The sequence below is a fragment of the Mangrovibacter phragmitis genome, assembly GCF_040429585.1.
Classification (GTDB): Bacteria; Pseudomonadota; Gammaproteobacteria; order Enterobacterales; family Enterobacteriaceae; genus Mangrovibacter; species Mangrovibacter phragmitis.
This window is the reverse complement of the sequence record NZ_CP134782.1, coordinates 215,333-233,397: the sequence shown is the minus strand read 5'-3', so window position 1 is coordinate 233,397 and position 18,065 is coordinate 215,333. Positions and strand designations below refer to the sequence as shown.

The following is an 18,065-nucleotide window of genomic DNA, read 5'->3' as shown; positions in this document are numbered from 1 at the left end:
GAAAAACCGCAAAAATAGATTGTGATGAATATCACAAAATACAAACAAACAACGCGCGTTAAAATGTGATTAACATCACATTTACATGCTCATATGGCATCTTTTTTTCGCATTGTGTTTTTTTTACACTGATTTTTTGTGATCAAAATCACTAAACACCCCCATAAAGACCCAATGAAATAGTGATATTGATCACACAAATATCCGGTGACTGGACAGATTCACGGTTAAGTGCCAGATTCGCGTCACTGAATCAATTCGGCGCTTACCTCTGCCGACACAGTTAACAATAAAACCCGGGTTGAATCCCAGCGCGTAAACAGAAGAAGGGGTGTTCTATGTCATCCGATATCAAGATCAAGGTGCAAAGCTTTGGTCGTTTTCTCAGCAATATGGTAATGCCGAACATTGGCGCATTTATCGCCTGGGGTATTATCACCGCGTTATTTATTCCAACAGGCTGGTTGCCTAACGCAACGATGGCAAAACTGGTAGGGCCGATGATCTCCTACCTGTTGCCGTTGTTGATTGGTTACACCGGTGGCCGTTTGGTGGGCAATGAGCGCGGTGGCGTGGTGGGTGCGATTACCACCATGGGCGTGATTGTTGGCGCCGATATTCCAATGTTCCTTGGTGCAATGATTGCCGGACCGTTGGGCGGTTACTGCATTAAAAAATTCGATGGTTTCGTAGACGGTAAAATTCGTTCCGGCTTCGAAATGCTGGTGAACAACTTCTCTGCCGGTATCATCGGTATGTTACTGGCTATGCTGGCGTTCCTTGGCATTGGCCCGGCTGTTGAAGTGCTGTCAAAAGTGCTGGCGGTTGGCGTTAACTTCATGGTCGTACACGACATGCTGCCGCTGGCTTCCATCTTTGTTGAACCGGCAAAAATTCTGTTCCTCAACAACGCAATCAACCACGGTATCTTCTCACCGTTGGGTATCCAGCAATCTCATGAACTCGGGAAATCTATCTTCTTCCTGATTGAAGCTAACCCGGGCCCGGGTATGGGTATCCTGATGGCGTACATGTTCTTCGGCCGTGGTAGTGCCAAGCAGTCCGCTGGCGGTGCGGCTATCATCCACTTCCTGGGTGGTATCCACGAAATTTACTTCCCGTATGTGCTGATGAACCCGCGTCTGCTGCTGGCCGTTATTTTCGGTGGTATGACTGGCGTGTTTACTCTGACCGTGCTGCACGGCGGCCTGGTTTCTCCAGCTTCTCCGGGTTCTATTCTGGCTGTACTGGCCATGACCCCGAAAGGTACCTACTTCGCTAACATTACTGCAATTTTCGCCGCCATGGCAGTTTCCTTCGTGATTGCTTCTGTTCTGCTGAAAACCAGCAAAGTAAAAGAAGAAGACGATCTGGAAGCAGCTACTGCACGTATGCACGACATGAAAGCACAGTCTAAAGGTGCTGGTGCGCCGCTGGCTGTTGGTGCGGGCCTGAGCAACGACCTGAGCCATGTACGCAAAATCATTGTTGCCTGTGACGCCGGTATGGGTTCCAGCGCAATGGGTGCGGGTGTACTGCGTAAGAAAGTCCAGAATGCCGGCCTGAACCATATTTCAGTAACCAACTGTGCAATCAACAGCCTGCCAGATGATGTTGATATTGTGATTACGCACCGCGACCTGACAGAGCGCGCTATGCGCCAGGCTCCTCAGGCTCAGCATATTTCACTGACCAACTTCCTCGACAGCAGCCTGTATGCCAACCTCACTGACCGTCTGCTGGAATCCCAGCACCTGAGTGAGAAAGAAACCAAAGTGATGCACAGCCTGGAAGACAGCTTCACCTCCAGTGAAGAAGGCTTGTTCCGCCTGGGTGCAGATAACGTGTTCCTTGGCCGCAAAGCTGCCACTAAAGAAGAAGCCATCCGTTTTGCCGGTGAACAACTGGTGAAAGGGGGTTATGTTCAGCCAGAGTACGTTGAAGCCATGCTGGACCGAGAAAAGCTGACCCCGACTTACCTGGGTGAGTCTATCGCGGTACCGCACGGTACAGTAGAAGCCAAAGACCGCGTTCTGAAAACCGGTGTGGTGTTCTGCCAGTATCCGGAAGGTGTGCGTTTTGGTGAAGAAGAAGATGATATCGCCCGTCTGGTTATCGGTATTGCAGCACGCAATAACGAACACATTCAGGTTATCACCAGCCTCACCAACGCACTGGATGATGAGAGTGTGATTGAACGCCTTGCCGCCACCACCAGTGTCCAGGAAGTTCTGGACCTGCTGTCTGGCAAACAGGCTGCGTAATACCCTGTGCGGCCGTTCGCAGCCGCACAGGATACGCATCGCGCAACAGCCAACACCAGGTAAACGCGCAACAGATGCACCGCTGGCTATGGCACACCCCTTCGCCAGCACAAAGCAAGATAATAGCCAGAAGTGGCGTTGAGCGATTCTGGCAATAAAAACGTATCTCCCCTCTCCTTCACAGGAGAGGGTTACGGTGAGGCGATGATTGAGCCACGTAACTCACCTTAGCCCTCTTCGGGAGCCATAATTTAGAGAAGGTTTACACATGAAAGCATTACATTTCGGCGCAGGTAATATCGGTCGGGGCTTTATCGGCAAACTGCTGGCAGATGCCGGTATCAGCCTGACATTCGCAGATGTTAACCAGGTGGTACTGGATGCATTAAACGCACGCCACAGCTACCAGGTACATGTTGTTGGTGAAGAAAAGCAAATTGATACCGTTACCGGTGTGGATGCCGTCAGCAGCATCGGTGATGAGGTGGTGAAACTGATTGCCAGTGTAGACCTGGTGACTACCGCGGTAGGCCCACAAATTCTGGAGCGTATCGCACCAGCTATCGCCAAAGGCCTGGTGTTACGTAAATCCCAGGGTAACGACACCCCACTCAATATTATCGCCTGTGAAAACATGGTGCGCGGCACCACACAGCTGAAAGGCCATGTATTCAATGCACTGAGTGACGAGGATAAAACCTGGGTAGAAAGCCACATCGGTTTTGTTGACTCTGCCGTTGACCGTATTGTTCCCCCTTCCGAAGCCACCAATGACCCACTGGAAGTCACTGTTGAAACCTTCAGCGAGTGGATTGTCGACAAAACCCAGTTCGTTGGCGAGCTGCCTGCCATCAAAGGAATGGAATTAACTGATAACCTGATGGCATTTGTTGAACGTAAGCTCTTCACGCTGAACACCGGGCATGCTATAACCGCGTACCTTGGTCAAATGGCGGGTCACCAGACGATTCGTGATGCCATCCTTGACCCGGCAATTCGCGCTGTTGTAAAAGGCGCAATGGAAGAGAGCGGCGCGGTGCTCATCAAGCGTTATGGCTTTGATGCAGAGAAACACGCAGCCTATATCCAGAAAATCCTTGGTCGTTTTGAGAACCCATATCTGAAAGATGATGTGGAACGAGTTGGTCGCCAGCCATTGCGTAAACTGAGCGCGGGCGACCGTTTGATCAAACCGCTGCTGGGGACACTGGAATATGGCTTGCCTCACCCGAACCTGGTGAAAGGTATTGCCGCGGCAATGCACTACCACAGTGAACAGGATTCGCAAGCTCAGGAGTTAGCAAAATTACTGGCGGAAAAAGGCCCTCGAGCTGCTCTGGCAGACGTTTCCGGGCTCGATGCGAACAGCGATGTCGCCAATGATGTCGTTGCAGCATTCAACGCCTGAAGATGAAATAACGGGCGCGGTCACGCGCCCTGGAAGATTGTCAGGTATGCAGGCAAAGATGGAAGAACCACAGGCATTTGAAAACCGTGTGCTTGAGCGTCTGAATGCTGGCAAAACCGTAAGAAGCTTCTTGATAGCAGCCGTAGAATTACTTACGGAAGCCGTCAATATTCTGGTGCTCCAGGTCTTTCGCAAAGACGATTATGCCGTTAAATACGCGGTGGAACCCCTGCTGCATGGCAATGGTCCGCTGGGCGATCTCGCGGTACGGTTAAAGCTGATTTATGGTCTGGGTGTACTGAACCGCCTGGAATATGAAGACTGCGAATTGCTTATCGCCCTGCGTGAAGAACTGAACCACGATGGTAATGAGTACAGTTTTACTGATGACGAAATTCTCGGCCCATTTGGTGAATTACACTGTGTTGCCGCACTGCCACCCACGCCAGTGTTACTGGAAGGTGCCGATGCCAGCCTGCTAACCATGCAACGCCAGCGTTACCAACAAATGGTGCGATCCACCATGGTGCTTTCGTTAACTGAACTTATCTCCACCATCAGCCTGAAAAAGGCCTTTCAAAAAAAGTGATCTCTTTGCGGCTCAATTGCGCCGCAACACCTGAGCGACTTCACCGTTCTCCCGTTCTCTTACGCCATGACAGGCAGCCCACGCGGAAATAGTGTATTCTTGCCACAAACCAGACAGCCCTGAGTAAGTAACATGAAAGACGTAGAAAAAAACGAAATCAAACGCCTGAGCGACCGCCTCGACGCGATTAACCACCAACAAGCCAGCCTTTCTCTGGTTAACGATGCGGAGAAATACAGTGAACTGGCGGCAGAAAAAGAGACACTGGAAACCGAGATAACCCGGTTACACCAGGTTGTTAATCAAAAGCTGAGCAAAGAAGCCCAAAAGCTACTGGGTATGCCGTTTCGCCGGGAAATCACCAAAAAAGAGCAGGCGGATATGGGCAAACTCAAAAAAAGCGTCCGTGGCCTGGTGGTCGTGCACCCGATGACGGCACTCGGCCGTGAAATGGGCCTGAAAGTGATGACCGGTTTCTCCCGCACTGCATTCTGAATTATCTGCCCACTCAGTCCTCGACGAGTGGGCTTTTTGGTCCTACCAATTCCCCCTGAATATTCCCTCTTCTTCACACAAGATAAAAAACCGTCGCAATAGCGTTGCTTTTCGTTAACACAGGGTTAACTATTTATTGGCATTTAACCTACAACCCTACATTGGTGGAACCAATTTTACAAAAGCGTAACCAGTATCATCTGGTAAACGCGAGCCTGAAGGCAATAAAAAGGTTCCCGGGAGACACCTGCTATGCATCTTTGGCATCAGAACTACGACCCCGCAGGCAATATCTGGCTGTCCAGCCTGATAGCCGCGCTGCCGATTCTGTTTTTCTTCTTCGCCCTGATAAAGCTCAAAATGAAAGGCTACCAGGCGGCAACATTCACTGTAGTGATAGCCTTACTGGTAGCACTGTTTTTCTACCGGATGCCGGTTGACCGGGCGCTGGCTTCGGTGGGATATGGTTTCTTCTATGGCTTGTGGCCGATTGCCTGGATAATTATCGCCGCCGTATTTGTGTACCGTATTTCTGAAAAAACCGGCCAGTTCGATATTATCCGGGCCTCGATTCTCTCCATCACGCCAGACCAGCGCTTGCAAATGCTGATTGTGGGCTTCTCCTTTGGCGCATTTCTGGAAGGCGCGGCAGGGTTTGGTGCACCTGTTGCCATTACCGCAGCACTGCTGGTTGGGCTGGGGTTTAACCCACTGTATGCGGCGGGCCTGTGCCTGATTGTTAACACAGCGCCGGTGGCATTTGGCGCGATGGGCATTCCAATTCTGGTTGCCGGGCAAGTAACCGGGCTGGACAGTTTCCATATCGGCCAGATGGTTGGCCGCCAGTTACCCTTCCTGACCATTATTGTGCTGTTCTGGATCATGGCGATTATGGATGGCTGGCGCGGCATGAAAGAAACCTGGCCTGCGGTGATGGTTGCCGGTGGTTCATTCGCCATTGCCCAGTTTCTGAGCTCTAACCTGCTGGGCCCGGAGTTGCCGGATATCATCTCTTCACTGGTATCACTGGTGTGCCTGACGTTGTTTTTACGCCGCTGGAAACCTGCCCGTATTTTCCGCTTTGGCGATGTGTCTGCCGCAGTTGTCGACCAGACACTGGCTCGCAAGAATTATACCCGTGGCCAGGTAATTCGCGCCTGGACCCCGTTTCTGTTTTTAACCGCGACAGTCACACTGTGGAGCATTCCGCCATTTAAAGCCCTGTTTGCGGCTGATGGCCCGCTGGCGCACTGGGTGGTTAAAGTTTCTGTCCCGTTCCTGGATAACCTGGTGGCCCGTATGCCGCCTGTTGTGGCCAACAGCACCCCTTACCCGGCAGTATTTAAATTTGATTACCTGTCTGCCACCGGTACCGCCATTCTGTTCGCCGCGTTGCTTTCTATTGTCTGGCTGAAAATGAAGCCACGCGCAGCACTGGCAACCTTCAACGAAACAGTGCGCGACCTGTTGCTGCCGATTTATTCCATTGGGATGGTGCTGGCTTTCGCGTTTATCTCCAATTACTCAGGCTTGTCGTCCACCCTGGCACTGGCACTCGCCCACACCGGGCCAGCCTTTACCTTCTTCTCACCCTTCCTGGGCTGGCTTGGCGTGTTCCTGACAGGTTCAGATACCTCATCCAATGCCCTGTTTGCCGCATTACAGGCAACGGCAGCCCAGCAAATTGGTGTTTCTGACTTGTTAATGGTGACAGCCAATACCACTGGCGGTGTTACGGGCAAAATGATCTCGCCGCAATCCATCGCCATTGCCTGTGCGGCTGTGGGCCTGGTGGGTAAAGAAGCAGACCTGTTCCGCTTCACGGTAAAACACAGCCTGATCTTCACCTGCATGGTGGGCGCGATTACCACACTGCAGGCCTATTTTTTAACCTGGATGATTCCATGACGTTAGTTTTACCCCGCCGCGCAGAGCAACTGGTTGAACGCCTGCGCGGTTATATTCGTGAACACAAACTGGAAGCGGGCATGCGTTTGCCCGCTGAACGCCAACTGGCTGTCGAACTGGGTGTTTCGCGCAATTCCCTGCGCGAAGCACTGCAAATGCTGATTAGTGAAGGCTTGCTGTTAAGCAGGCGCGGAGGCGGTACCTTTATTCGCTACCAACTGGAACCCTGGTCAGAGCAACGCATTGTGCAACCCATTCGCCACCTGATGGCCGATGACCCGGACTACCGTTACGATATTCTGGAAGCCCGATACGCCATTGAAGCCAGTACCGCCTGGCACGCTGCAATGCGGGCAACGCCTGCTGATAAAGAACGCCTGCAATACTGTTTTGACGCCACGCTACAATTTAAAGAGAGTGATGATCCTAATCTGGCGGCTCAGGCTGACCTGCGCTTTCACCTTGCTGTGGCAGAAGCGTCACACAACGTGGTGTTACTGCAAACCATGCGGGGTTTTTTCGATTTACTGCAATCCTCAGTGATGCAAAGCCGCCAGCGCATGTACACCCACCCGCCGATTTTCGCCCAGTTAACAGAGCAGCATCAGAGGATGCTGGATGCCATTCTGATGGGCGACGCGGAGGCTGCACGCAAAGCCGCCACTCACCATTTAGGTTTTGTGCATACCACTATTAAACGGCTGGATGAAGACGAAGCCCGCCAGGCACGGGTTACTCGCCTGCCTGATACTGACACTGATTATTCCCAGGGAGAATGAAGCATGATTATTTCTGCCGCCAGCGACTATCGCGCCGCAGCGCAACGCAAATTACCACCATTTCTGTTTCACTATATTGATGGCGGAGCCTATGCCGAACATACGCTCAAACGCAATGTCGCAGACTTATCGGACGTTGCCCTGCGCCAGCGGGTCCTGAACAATATGGCTGAGCTGAGCCTTGAAACGAAACTGTTCAACGAAACCCTTAGTATGCCAGTTGCTCTTGGCCCGGTGGGTTTGTGTGGCATGTATGCCCGGCGAGGCGAAGTTCAGGCAGCCCGCGCGGCAGCGGCACACGGCATTCCGTTTACCTTGTCCACTGTTTCAGTGTGCCCTATTGAAGAAGTCACCCCGGCGATTAACCGGCCAATGTGGTTCCAGTTATATGTGTTAAAAGACCGCGGTTTTATGCGTAATGCTCTGGAACGCGCCAAAGCCGCCGGCTGCACAACGCTGGTATTCACCGTAGATATGCCAACACCTGGCGCGCGTTACCGTGACGCCCACTCAGGTATGAGCGGCCCCTATGCCGCACTACGCCGCTACTGGCAAGCGGTAACACACCCGTCCTGGTCATGGGATGTGGGCCTGTTTGGTCGCCCTCATGATTTAGGGAATATTTCCGCTTATTTGGGCAAACCCACGGGACTGGAAGATTATATCGGCTGGCTGGCAAAAAATTTCGACCCATCAATTTGCTGGAAAGACCTGGAGTGGATCCGTGAATTCTGGGATGGCCCAATGGTAATCAAAGGGATCCTCGACCCGGACGATGCCCGCGACGCAGTACGTTTTGGTGCCGATGGCATTGTGGTTTCTAACCATGGTGGGCGGCAACTGGACGGCGTGCTCTCTTCTGCCCGCGCCCTGCCCGCCATTGCCGATGCGGTAAAAGGGGATATCACTATTCTGGCCGACAGCGGCATTCGCAATGGGCTGGATGTGGTACGCATGATTGCGCTGGGTGCCGACAGTACCTTACTGGGGCGCGCTTATCTCTATGCGCTGGCAACCCACGGCGAAGCAGGTGTGGCAAACCTGTTGCAGTTGATTGAAAAAGAGATGCGGGTTGCCATGACACTGACTGGCGCCAACACCATCAAGGATATCAGCCGCGATTCACTGGTGCAGGCAGGTGCGGAAATTCACCATACACTCAGTAGTGTGCCCCACCACCCTGATGCTGCCTGATAACCCGCCTTTTCCAAAGCGCCCGCACCGGGCGCTTGAGTCTGATTACAAACCTCATGTCCGCACAGAACGAGAGGAAGCCACCCAATAAAAAAACCTGGAAAATCAATCCATTGATTTTCACCCGCTAACTAAAAAGAAGGAAAAATCACGCTTTTTCCTTCTTTTTCATCAATATAAAGCGCCCTTACAGGGCGCTTATCAGTTACCACCATTCAGCTTTTCTTACCCCACAAACGGTGCGAGAAGTCTTCAATCTTTCCTGTGAGGCGGCGTTTCTGCAGGGTTTTCGTCCAGGAGGCAGACAACCCGGCAGCACTTAACAACAGGTGGTACTGTTCATCATCAAACGGCATATGCCAGGCAATGGCTGCGGCCTGGTAAACCGAGATATCACTTACGCGAGAGACCAGCTCCAGCGGCTTATCCGTATACACTTTTCCAGGGCTGACCACACGATACAACCAGCCACAGCGCCCGGTTTCCTGTATTTGCCGGGAAAAGTCGCTAATGCCGAAGTGAAAGTTCAGTTTAAAACATGGCGAACGGGGCTGAGTGACCTGGATCAGCGTATCACCCCAGCAAAAAATATCGCCAATGTGCACATTGCGCTCGGTCAGCCCGGTGGTGGAAAGGTTTTCTCCCAGTGCCGGAGGCGCAAACAAACCAGCCTGTTCCGGGAAAGACTGAGCCCAGGCTTCATAATGCTCCCGGGGGTAGTGGCACAACGCCCGATCCGGCCCGCCGTGAATACCAACTTCTGCCTGGCTGTCGCCTTCCAGGCCCAAAGGAGTCAGCAATAGTTCACCTTCACGCTGGTATTTGGCAATAGCACTGGGGCGGCTGCCGGGGTAATCCTTGATGGTGCCGGTATAAACCTGGACGGGGTAACGCATACTACTCTCCTTGCAAGCACGGGCGGTCTTAATAAAGGCTCGCTTGTCAGGTGCAGGATTGCAACAGGAATTTAGTGGGGGATTGTTCTGGGGGGGGGGTTGCACTGATGCCAGTGTGGTGAACTTTTCAGTGTGGCTGTGTGGCGGTTTCCGTTCACTTTGCACTGATGCCGGTTCGGTGAAAGTTCCGTTCACTTGAAGTGATGTGGTTAATGTGGCTTCACAGCCTGTGAACGTGTTAAGGGGCCCGCCCCTTAACAATCCGGTTTTTCGCGGGCGACCGGTGCTGCGCACTACGTTCACCTCCGGGCAGTCAGCCTGCGGCCGGCTCGACTCGGCATCCATGCCTCGGTTCGCCTTATTCCGCCGTCCGGGCGGAATAACCTTGTCTTCCTTTCTGCGGTTCACCGGTCTTACGCGAGCAGGCCCTCGCTGCAAGTGGCTATTTTTTTGTGTGGTTCGGTGTGGCTGTATGTTCTGTGTCTGGTATGTCTTTTTGATGTTTTTGCTGAGATATGACAGGCGGGTGTGTGGGTGTGGCCTCTGAATCGTTGAGGCGTGCCTGGCGGGCCGGGGCTGCCTGCAGGACGCAGGCAGAGCGACGGGAGGCAGGATGCCGACTCGGAGCGGTACCCGAACAGGCCGCCGGGGTAAGCCGAATGTCCGCGAAGCGGCGATTTTGCCGGCCACAAGAGGGGGTGGGGCCAGTGCCCCCTGCGGGCGCCGGGCGCAGTGGGTGAGAGAAAGCAGTGCATCTGACACGGCGCGCAATTTGCTCAGTACTGGCAGATGACTGTTACTGCGGTGACTGTTTCGTTCACTTGCAGTGTGGTTGTTTCCATTTACTTGCAGTGTGTCAGTGTAGCGGGTTCCGTTCACCTGAAGTGATGCGCTCAATGTGGCTTCACAGCCTGTGAACGGGCTAAGGGGGCTCGCCCCCTTTGCAATCCCCGTTTTCGCGGGCGACCGGTGCTGCGCACTGCGTTCACCTCCGGGCAGTCAGCCTGCGGCCGGCTCGACTCGGCATCCATGCCTCGGTTCGCCTTATTCCGCCGTCCGGGCGGAATAACCTTGTCTTCCTTTCTGCGGTTCACCGGTCTTACGCGAACTGTCCCCGCTGCCAGTGGCTATTTTCTTGTGTTGTCTGGTGTGGCTGTATGTTCTGTGCCTGGTATGTCTTTGTGTGTTTTTTGCTGAGATATGACAGGCGGGTGTGTGGGTGTGGCCTCTAAATCGTTGAGGCGTGTCTGGCGGACCGGGGCTGCCTGCAGGACGCAGGCAGAGCGACGGGAGGCAGGATGCCGACCCGGAGCGGTACCCGAACAGGCCGCCTGGTACGTGAGTTTAATGATATTTAATCCCGTTCTATAAAAAGAAGAAGGCCTGCAAATGCGGGCCTTCTTCTTTTACGCTGGAACAATCTCCGGAGCAGGCTGGTATGCCATTGCCTGTTCACCACGCTCCCTGTGGGGCAGTCACTGTGCCGGGCTCCAGCACCTGTAAAGCTCCGGGATTATCTATCGAACCATGATTATTTCACTGATGCGAAACGGGCAGCAGCTTCGTCCCAGTTAACTACGTTCCAGAATGCTTTAATGTAATCCGGGCGGCGGTTCTGGAATTTCAGGTAATAAGCGTGTTCCCATACATCCAGGCCAATAATCGGGAAGCCGGAAGCGCCAGAAATAGCTTCACCCATCAGCGGGTTGTCCTGGTTAGCGGTAGAAACCACGGCCAGTTTGCCATCTTTTACCACCAGCCAGGCCCAGCCAGAACCAAAACGGGTTGCAGCCGCTTTTTCAAATGTTTCCTGGAAGCTTTCAACGCTACCAAAATCACGTTCGATGGCCGCTTTCAGGTCGCCCTGCAGAGTGGTACCGGTTTTCAGGCCTTTCCAGAACAGGCTGTGGTTAGCATGGCCACCCGCGTTGTTACGCAGAACAGTTTGCTTGTCTGCCGGTAATTCAGCCAGTTTGGTGATCAGCTCTTCAGCAGATAATGAAGCGAACTCTGGCAGGCTTTCCAGCGCAGCATTCGCGTTATTCACATAGGTCTGATGGTGCTTAGTATGATGGATTTCCATCGTCATTTTGTCGAAGTGCGGTTCCAGCGCGTCATAAGCATAAGGCAGGGATGGCAGTGTATAACTCATCGTTCTCATCTCCATTATTGTCGGGCGGCTGTTAGCGCCGCGTAATCAGTTTGGTCATTATAGTTACTTAAATGATATTGAAAATGATTATCAATGCCGTATAGAGTGTGTGGTTTTTCACCACCATGATGAAAAAAACGCCAGGCGTAGTGAAAGGTAAAAGTGTGACAACCCCCGCCAGTACCCTGTTTTTCTCGCCAGTTTTTACCTGTTGCTGGCAAAACTACAAAGGTTATTCCCCCCGGTTTCAACGTACATTTCACTTTAATGGCGAAAATAAAATAACGGACTGATTTATATGAAACCAAATATCAGAAATATCTTACCCTACCTGTTCGCCCTGCTTCTCTCCCTGCCCGGCCACGCAGAAACTGTCTTACGCATTGCCTACGCAGAAAACAGCCAGCCAGTTAAAGACGCGCTGCATTACCTGGGCGAGCAGATTGAACAACGCACTCATGGTGATATTAAAGTGCTCTGGTTTCCAGACGGGCAACTGGGCGGCGAGCGCGAACTGGTAGAGCTGGCACAGGTGGGTGTTGTGGATATCACCAAGGTCTCTTCAGGTTTACTGGAAAGCTTTTCACCTTACTATGGTGTGTTTTCTCTGCCATATCTGTTTAACAGCAAAGCGCATTTCTATGCCGTGATGGACAACCCGAACATTATGCGGCCGGTGTATGAATCCACCGCACCACAAGGGTTCACCGGTATTGGCTGGTTCGATTCCGGCGCACGCAATTTTTATATGAGCAAAGGCCCCATTCGCAGCATTAACGACCTGAAAGGGAAAAAAATCCGGGTTATGCAGAGTGAAACCGCCATCACCACGTTGCGGCTACTGGGTGCATCACCCATTGCCATGGGCCAGGCTGAAGTTTACACCTCGCTCCAGCAAGGCATTCTGGATGGTGCCGAGAATAACGAATTCGCGCTGACTATCGCCCGCCACGGCGAAGTGGCGCGTTATTACACCTACGATATGCACACCCGTATTCCCGATATCCTGCTGATGAGCAACCTCACCAAAGAAAAGCTGACCCCGGAACAACTGGCGATTGTGCAACAGGCCGTGAAAGACGCAATCGAGTTCGAAAAAGCGGCGTGGGATAAAGCCATTGAAGACACCAAACAGCTCGCCGTCAGCCAGTTTGGTGTGGTGTTCAACGATATTGACCTCGCGCCATTCCAGCAAGCTGTCCAGCCCATTTACCAAAACCTGGAGAGCAAGCCTGCGTTGAATGACCTGTATCAACAAATCCGCGCAATGGAATCACACAAGAGGAAGGGGTTATGAATAACATCCGACGCATGCTGGACCGCGGTCTGGAAATTGTGGGTGGCACCCTGCTCGCCATGATGGTGGTAGTCGTTTGCTGGCAGGTAATCAGCCGCTATGTCATAGGCGCGCCCAGCATCTGGACTGAAGAACTACTGCGCTTTTCTTTGGTATGGCTCTCTATGCTGGGCATGGCCTACGTGTGCGGGAAACAGGAACATATCAGCCTGACACTGCTGCTTAATAAGGCGCCTGAGCACCTGCGTGCCTGGTGGATGCTGGTGCTGCAACTGACTTTTGCGCTCTTCTCACTCTATATCCTGATTATTGGCGGGTTAAAAATCGCCGGTATTTCCATGCTTCAGGTATCACCGGTGCTACAAATTCCTATGGGCCAGGTCTACTACGCTCTGCCGGTTTCAGGCCTGCTTATCATCATTTACAGCATCCTGAACATTGCTGCGACCGTTAAAAATTTACGTGGTGTGCCACACACTGCTACCCCGTCTCTGGAGGAAAACCATGATTGATCCCGTGCTGGCCTCCGGGCTGTTAATCGCTGTGTTTGTGGTGCTTCTGGGGTTAGGTGCGCCCATTGGTATCTGTATTGTGGTGGCCTCCTGCAGCACCATGCTGCTGGTTCTGCCATTTGACATCGCTATGTTTGCCACCGCACAGAAAATGTTTTCCAGCCTGGACAGTTTCTCTTTGCTGGCTGTCCCTTTCTTTATTCTCTCCGGGGTCATCATGAACAGCGGCGGCATCGCCACCCGGCTGGTAAATTTTGCCAAACTGTTCACTGGCAGGCTGCCAGGCTCACTCTCTTATACCAACATCGTCGGCAATATGATGTTTGGTGCAATTTCCGGTTCGGCCATTGCCGCTTCGACTTCTATTGGCGGCGTGATGGTGCCAATGAGCGCGAAAGAAGGCTATAACCGGGGCTTTGCTTCAGCCGTTAACATTGCTTCCGCGCCCACGGGGATGCTAATCCCGCCGACTACCGCATTCATTCTCTATGCGCTGGCAAGCGGCGGAACATCTATTGCCGCCTTGTTTGCTGGCGGTATGGTGGCAGGTTGCCTGTGGGGTGTGGGCTGCATGCTGGTAACACTTGTGGTGGCTAAGCGTAACAACTACCGTGTCTTTTTCGCCCTGCAAAAAGGGGTTGCCTGGAAAGTAACGCTGGAGGCCGTACCCAGCCTGTTGCTGATTGTGATTATCGTAGGTGGCATTGTGATGGGGATTTTTACCGCCATTGAGGCCTCAGCCATTGCGGTGGTGTATACCCTGTTTCTGACTCTGGTGTTGTACAAAACCCTGGCGCTGAAAGATTTACCCGGCGTCTTTGTGCAAACCGTGGTTATGACCGGCATTATTATGTTCCTGCTTGCCACCTCTTCTGCCATGTCGTTCTCCATGTCGATAACCAGTATTCCGGCGGCGCTCAGCAAATTATTACTGGGCATATCTGAGAACAAAATCGTTATTCTTCTGGTGATTACTGCGTTTTTACTGGTGATTGGCGCTTTTATGGATATTGGCCCGGCGATTCTGATCTTCACGCCAATCCTGTTGCCAATTATGGTGAAACTGGGCGTCGATCCAGTGCATTTTGGGATCATTATGATCTACAACCTGGCGATCGGGACGATCACGCCACCTGTTGGTAGTGGGTTGTATGTCGGCGCCAGTGTCGGCCGGGTAAAAGTAGAAGACGTCATCCGCCCGTTAATGCCTTTCTACGCTGCCATTATTGGTGTACTGCTGCTGATTACCTTTGTACCTGAAATCATATTATTCCTGCCCCGCTTACTGGGTGTGATGTAATGGATTCTGCCCGCCAGTTCAGGCTACTGGCGGGCTTTTGATGACAGGCGGCGTTTAAACGAGCAAAAAGACTCGAATTTACCGCAAATTATTCACCAAAATACTGAATTGTGATCTTCATCGCGCCCACCCACTGATTTTTGCCAGCTTTCATCACCCTGCGTCATTTGCCTGAAGGTTCGTAATGACGCCGCCCCATACACTCGCCAGTATCAGGTGCATTTACGCGCCCGGCATTCAATAACAACGAGGGTTTGAGGATGAATGACGCCATTACCATGGGGATTTTATGGCATCTGGTTGGCGCAGCCAGCGCGGCCTGCTTTTACGCCCCTTTTAAGAAAGTAAAAAACTGGTCATGGGAAACCATGTGGTCGGTCGGCGGGATAGTTTCATGGATTGTGCTGCCCTGGCTGGTCAGCGCCATTTTGTTGCCTCACTTCTGGGCTTATTACAGTTCATTCAGCCTGTCGACACTGCTGCCTGTATTCCTGTTCGGCGCAATGTGGGGCATCGGGAACATTAACTATGGCCTGACAATGCGTTACCTCGGGATGTCGATGGGGATAGGAATCGCCATCGGTATTACGCTGATTGTCGGTACGCTAATGACGCCCATTCTCAATGGCAAATTTGAGGTGTTGATTGGGACTGAAGGCGGCCGAATGACGCTGGCAGGCGTTCTGGTCGCTGTGATTGGCGTTGCTATCGTGACCCGTGCAGGCCAGTTAAAAGAACGCAAAATGGGTATCAAAGCGGAAGACTTTAACCTGAAAAAAGGCCTGATCCTCGCCGTAATGTGCGGGATATTCTCTGCCGGGATGTCATTCGCCATGGATGCCGCCAAACCGATGCACGAAGCCGCGGCGGCATTAGGCATTGATCCGTTGTACACGGCTCTGCCAAGCTATGTCATCATCATGGGCGGCGGTGCAGTAGTGAACCTTGGCTTCTGTTTTGTTCGTCTGGCAAAAGTGAAAGACCTCTCTGTCAAAGCTGATTTCTCACTGGCTAAGCCACTGATTATCACCAACGTATTACTTTCCATGCTGGGTGGATTAATGTGGTACCTGCAGTTCTTCTTCTATGCCTGGGGCCACGCCCGCATCCCGGCACAGTACGACTATATGAGCTGGATGCTGCATATGAGCTTCTATGTGCTATGTGGTGGTTTGGTCGGGCTGGTGCTCAAAGAGTGGAACAATGCGGGCCGCCGCCCGGTGGGTGTGCTGAGTGTGGGTTGTGTGGTAATTATTATCGCTGCCAATATTGTGGGCCTGGGTATGGCGCAATAAAGCGAATATCCGGCCCTGCCGCAAACTTAACGCTGGCGCCACAACCGTGGCGTCATGCCTGTTTCTCGCGTGAAAACCACGGAAAAGTAGTTACTGTCTTCAAAACCACAACGTGTGGCAATATCACTGATTAACAACTCCGTATTCCGTAATAAATATTGTGCGTGGCACAGGCGCTGCTGGCGTAAATACTGGCTGATACTCATGCCGGTGCGCTGGCGAAATAACTGGCGCAGCGCCCGTTCAGATAACTGGTGGCGGCCACAAAACTCGGCCAGATCAAATGGCGAATCCAGGCTCTGGCCCAGTGCCGCCATCAGGAAATCGAGGTTTTCCCCCGAGCCTGGAGTTTGTGTTGGCTGGTAACGGTGGCGTTTCAGCGTTACCAGTAATTGCAAAAACAAACTCTCTACGGCATAGCCGGAAAGGCTGTCTTCCTGGCGCAAGGTTTCATTTTCCAGGTGGTCAATCAGTGGTTTTGCCAGGGCCATCCCCTGGCTGTCCAGCCGCCAGCGCGGATCAGAACAAGTGGTGTTCTCACCCGAAAGTAATTCATCCCAGTTCACATTCAGCGTGAGCCGTTCCGGGCAATAAATCACATTGTGTAACACCAGGTCGTTCACCACTTCATAGCTGTGCCGGTCCTGCGCCCGGACATAAAACAAGTCTCCACACGTAATGCGATAAGGCCGGTCGTTAAGCACATGCAGCCCATTACCACGCCACACCAGCACCAGTTCGCAAAATTCATGGGTATGTTCGGCAAAGACATTTTGCGGATAGCGGTCCGCCACTACGACAGGCTGAGTAGCGGAAGTGAAAAAATCATTTTTTTTCAGGATCAAATGGCAGGACACAGTACCGCTCCGGTTATCACGCAACAGGCATTATTGATGCTTCCTACTAAAAAATCGGTGATAATCTTCGCGTTACTGCAGTTGTGTGTCGCGCCCCAGGCGAATATCCCGTGGCGACCAGGTGAACTCGCGTTTAAACAGCGTCGAAAAATGGTTACTGTCACCAAACCCGCACTGGTAGGCAATATTGGTAATGCTGTCTTCCGAGTGGCGCAATAAATGGCGCGCTTTGATCAACCGCAGGCGGTTCAGATAGCGCTGGGGAGTTAACCCGGTGCGCTGTTTAAGCTGGCGGTGCAATGTACGTAATGAAAGCGCATGCTGCTCTGCGAGCACATCCCAACAAACATCTTCAGCAAAGTGCTGCTCCAGCCAGCTTAGTAGCTGGTCCACCCGGCCGTCCGGGCTGGGGTGATTCTGGGCAAGGCTGCCCTGGCGTAACAAAACCAGCAGTTGCATAAATGCCATTTCTCTGCAGGCAACGGCGTTAATTTCGGGGTTATCACCTGCAAGTTCCAGTTGGTTCAATAAGGGTTTTATTTGCTGTAACACGTTCTGGCTGACGCGCCAGTGCGAGGGATAAAAGCCATCCTGTTCCTGCGGCAACAGCTTTTCCAGACCGGATAAAAAACTGAACCCGCCAGGAGAACGGTACAACACATTGGTCAGAAACAGATTTTCTGTATGTTCGTATAAATGCCGGTCATGCTCGCGCACAAAACACACAGAACCACCACTCAGGGTATAAGGCTGACCATTAAAAATATGAGTGCCAGTTCCATGCTCAACAATCACAATTTCACAGAAATCATGGTGATGTTCCGGAAACGCCACCTGTGGAAGCCGGGGTTCAATGGCAACTGAAGCCCCCTTCGATGGGAAAAAATCAACGCTATGTAATACCGTCATCATTACCTCCCACACGGAGTTAAGTGTGGACTGATAGTAGATAAGCACTGCGGTTGTCACCTTAAGTTTTTGACGTGAAAAACGCAGTTCTGCGCCATTTTTTCAAGAAACAGCGGGTATTCTTTGAAACTGTGGAAAGCATCACACCACATACTTTTCACGGTTAAACAGCAAACTGTGAAGTGCCTCACGTTCAACTTTATCTGTTTG

The 18,065-nt window shown here is 52.3% G+C and carries 15 protein-coding genes; 11 read left to right on the top strand and 4 right to left on the bottom strand.

From position 1 onward, the window contains the following. Window positions 1-338 precede the first annotated feature (338 nt). The 7 genes from MPHASIOC01_RS01120 (at window position 339) to lldD (ending at window position 8,637) form a co-directional block, all read left to right on the top strand. Entirely contained in the window at window positions 339-2,264 is a 1,926-nt protein-coding gene (locus MPHASIOC01_RS01120) for a PTS mannitol transporter subunit IICBA (protein ID WP_064597640.1), read from the top strand. A 268-nt stretch (window positions 2,265-2,532) separates the two neighbouring features. Beyond that, window positions 2,533-3,672: a mannitol-1-phosphate 5-dehydrogenase gene (gene mtlD / locus MPHASIOC01_RS01115; protein ID WP_353613768.1), complete on the top strand. Its 1,140-nt coding sequence runs from the start codon at window positions 2,533-2,535 to the stop codon at window positions 3,670-3,672. Continuing rightward, entirely contained in the window at window positions 3,647-4,261 is a 615-nt protein-coding gene (mtlR, locus tag MPHASIOC01_RS01110) for a mannitol operon repressor MtlR (protein WP_197499273.1), read from the top strand. Before mtlD ends, mtlR begins: the two co-directional genes overlap by 26 nt. 132 nt (window positions 4,262-4,393) lie before the next feature. Further along, the gene (locus tag MPHASIOC01_RS01105) at window positions 4,394-4,756 is read left to right on the top strand and encodes a YibL family ribosome-associated protein (protein WP_064597634.1); all 363 of its coding nucleotides are present in this window, start codon (window positions 4,394-4,396) and stop codon (window positions 4,754-4,756) included. Between the two features lie 252 nt (window positions 4,757-5,008). Beyond that, entirely contained in the window at window positions 5,009-6,664 is a 1,656-nt protein-coding gene (lldP, locus tag MPHASIOC01_RS01100) for an L-lactate permease (RefSeq protein ID WP_064597632.1), read from the top strand. Then, the gene (gene lldR / locus MPHASIOC01_RS01095) at window positions 6,661-7,443 is read left to right on the top strand and encodes a transcriptional regulator LldR (RefSeq protein ID WP_064597631.1); all 783 of its coding nucleotides are present in this window, start codon (window positions 6,661-6,663) and stop codon (window positions 7,441-7,443) included. The genes lldP and lldR overlap by 4 nt, the downstream gene beginning before the upstream one ends. A 3-nt stretch (window positions 7,444-7,446) precedes the next feature. Next, window positions 7,447-8,637, top strand: coding sequence for an FMN-dependent L-lactate dehydrogenase LldD (lldD, locus tag MPHASIOC01_RS01090; RefSeq protein WP_064597630.1), 1,191 nt, complete (start codon window positions 7,447-7,449; stop codon window positions 8,635-8,637). 215 nt (window positions 8,638-8,852) lie between these two features. Here the strand turns inward: lldD and yiiM are convergent, their stop codons facing one another. Beyond that, entirely contained in the window at window positions 8,853-9,533 is a 681-nt protein-coding gene (gene yiiM / locus MPHASIOC01_RS01085) for a 6-hydroxyaminopurine reductase (protein ID WP_064597629.1), read from the bottom strand. Between the two features lie 1,531 nt (window positions 9,534-11,064). After that, window positions 11,065-11,685, bottom strand: a complete 621-nt coding sequence (gene sodA / locus MPHASIOC01_RS01080) for a superoxide dismutase [Mn] (protein WP_064597625.1) — start codon at window positions 11,683-11,685, stop codon at window positions 11,065-11,067. 298 nt (window positions 11,686-11,983) lie between these two features. Here sodA and MPHASIOC01_RS01075 point away from each other — a divergent pair, with 298 nt between their 5' ends. From MPHASIOC01_RS01075 to rhaT, 4 genes are all read left to right on the top strand, one after another. After that, the gene (locus MPHASIOC01_RS01075; protein ID WP_353613767.1) at window positions 11,984-12,982 is read left to right on the top strand and encodes a TRAP transporter substrate-binding protein; all 999 of its coding nucleotides are present in this window, start codon (window positions 11,984-11,986) and stop codon (window positions 12,980-12,982) included. Continuing rightward, a complete protein-coding gene (locus tag MPHASIOC01_RS01070; protein ID WP_064597621.1) occupies window positions 12,979-13,494 on the top strand; it encodes a TRAP transporter small permease in 516 nt (171 codons plus the stop codon). The genes MPHASIOC01_RS01075 and MPHASIOC01_RS01070 overlap by 4 nt, the downstream gene beginning before the upstream one ends. Next, entirely contained in the window at window positions 13,487-14,794 is a 1,308-nt protein-coding gene (locus MPHASIOC01_RS01065; RefSeq protein WP_353613766.1) for a TRAP transporter large permease, read from the top strand. Before MPHASIOC01_RS01070 ends, MPHASIOC01_RS01065 begins: the two co-directional genes overlap by 8 nt. A 260-nt stretch (window positions 14,795-15,054) precedes the next feature. Beyond that, window positions 15,055-16,089, top strand: a complete 1,035-nt coding sequence (gene rhaT, locus MPHASIOC01_RS01060) for an L-rhamnose/proton symporter RhaT (protein WP_353613765.1) — start codon at window positions 15,055-15,057, stop codon at window positions 16,087-16,089. A gap of 26 nt (window positions 16,090-16,115) precedes the next feature. Here the strand turns inward: rhaT and rhaR are convergent, their stop codons facing one another. Both rhaR and rhaS read right to left on the bottom strand, forming a co-directional pair. Next, a complete protein-coding gene (gene rhaR, locus MPHASIOC01_RS01055) occupies window positions 16,116-16,946 on the bottom strand; it encodes an HTH-type transcriptional activator RhaR (protein ID WP_064597613.1) in 831 nt (276 codons plus the stop codon). 72 nt (window positions 16,947-17,018) lie between these two features. Next, entirely contained in the window at window positions 17,019-17,855 is an 837-nt protein-coding gene (gene rhaS / locus MPHASIOC01_RS01050) for an HTH-type transcriptional activator RhaS (protein ID WP_064597611.1), read from the bottom strand. Window positions 17,856-18,065 lie beyond the last annotated feature (210 nt).

Bases quoted from the DNA above. Each gene is read 5' to 3' on its own strand.
- yiiM (WP_064597629.1), bottom strand. From the start codon at position 9,533: ATGCGTTACCCCGTCCAGGTTTATACCGGCACCATCAAGGATTACCCC.
- MPHASIOC01_RS01120 (WP_064597640.1), top strand. From the start codon at position 339: ATGTCATCCGATATCAAGATCAAGGTGCAAAGCTTTGGTCGTTTTCTC.
- sodA (WP_064597625.1), bottom strand. From the start codon at position 11,685: ATGAGTTATACACTGCCATCCCTGCCTTATGCTTATGACGCGCTGGAA.
- MPHASIOC01_RS01075 (WP_353613767.1), top strand. From the start codon at position 11,984: ATGAAACCAAATATCAGAAATATCTTACCCTACCTGTTCGCCCTGCTT.
- MPHASIOC01_RS01105 (WP_064597634.1), top strand. From the start codon at position 4,394: ATGAAAGACGTAGAAAAAAACGAAATCAAACGCCTGAGCGACCGCCTC.
- MPHASIOC01_RS01065 (WP_353613766.1), top strand. From the start codon at position 13,487: ATGATTGATCCCGTGCTGGCCTCCGGGCTGTTAATCGCTGTGTTTGTG.
- rhaS (WP_064597611.1), bottom strand. From the start codon at position 17,855: ATGACGGTATTACATAGCGTTGATTTTTTCCCATCGAAGGGGGCTTCA.
- mtlD (WP_353613768.1), top strand. From the start codon at position 2,533: ATGAAAGCATTACATTTCGGCGCAGGTAATATCGGTCGGGGCTTTATC.
- MPHASIOC01_RS01070 (WP_064597621.1), top strand. From the start codon at position 12,979: ATGAATAACATCCGACGCATGCTGGACCGCGGTCTGGAAATTGTGGGT.
- mtlR (WP_197499273.1), top strand. From the start codon at position 3,647: ATGTCGTTGCAGCATTCAACGCCTGAAGATGAAATAACGGGCGCGGTC.
- lldD (WP_064597630.1), top strand. From the start codon at position 7,447: ATGATTATTTCTGCCGCCAGCGACTATCGCGCCGCAGCGCAACGCAAA.
- rhaT (WP_353613765.1), top strand. From the start codon at position 15,055: ATGAATGACGCCATTACCATGGGGATTTTATGGCATCTGGTTGGCGCA.
- lldR (WP_064597631.1), top strand. From the start codon at position 6,661: ATGACGTTAGTTTTACCCCGCCGCGCAGAGCAACTGGTTGAACGCCTG.
- lldP (WP_064597632.1), top strand. From the start codon at position 5,009: ATGCATCTTTGGCATCAGAACTACGACCCCGCAGGCAATATCTGGCTG.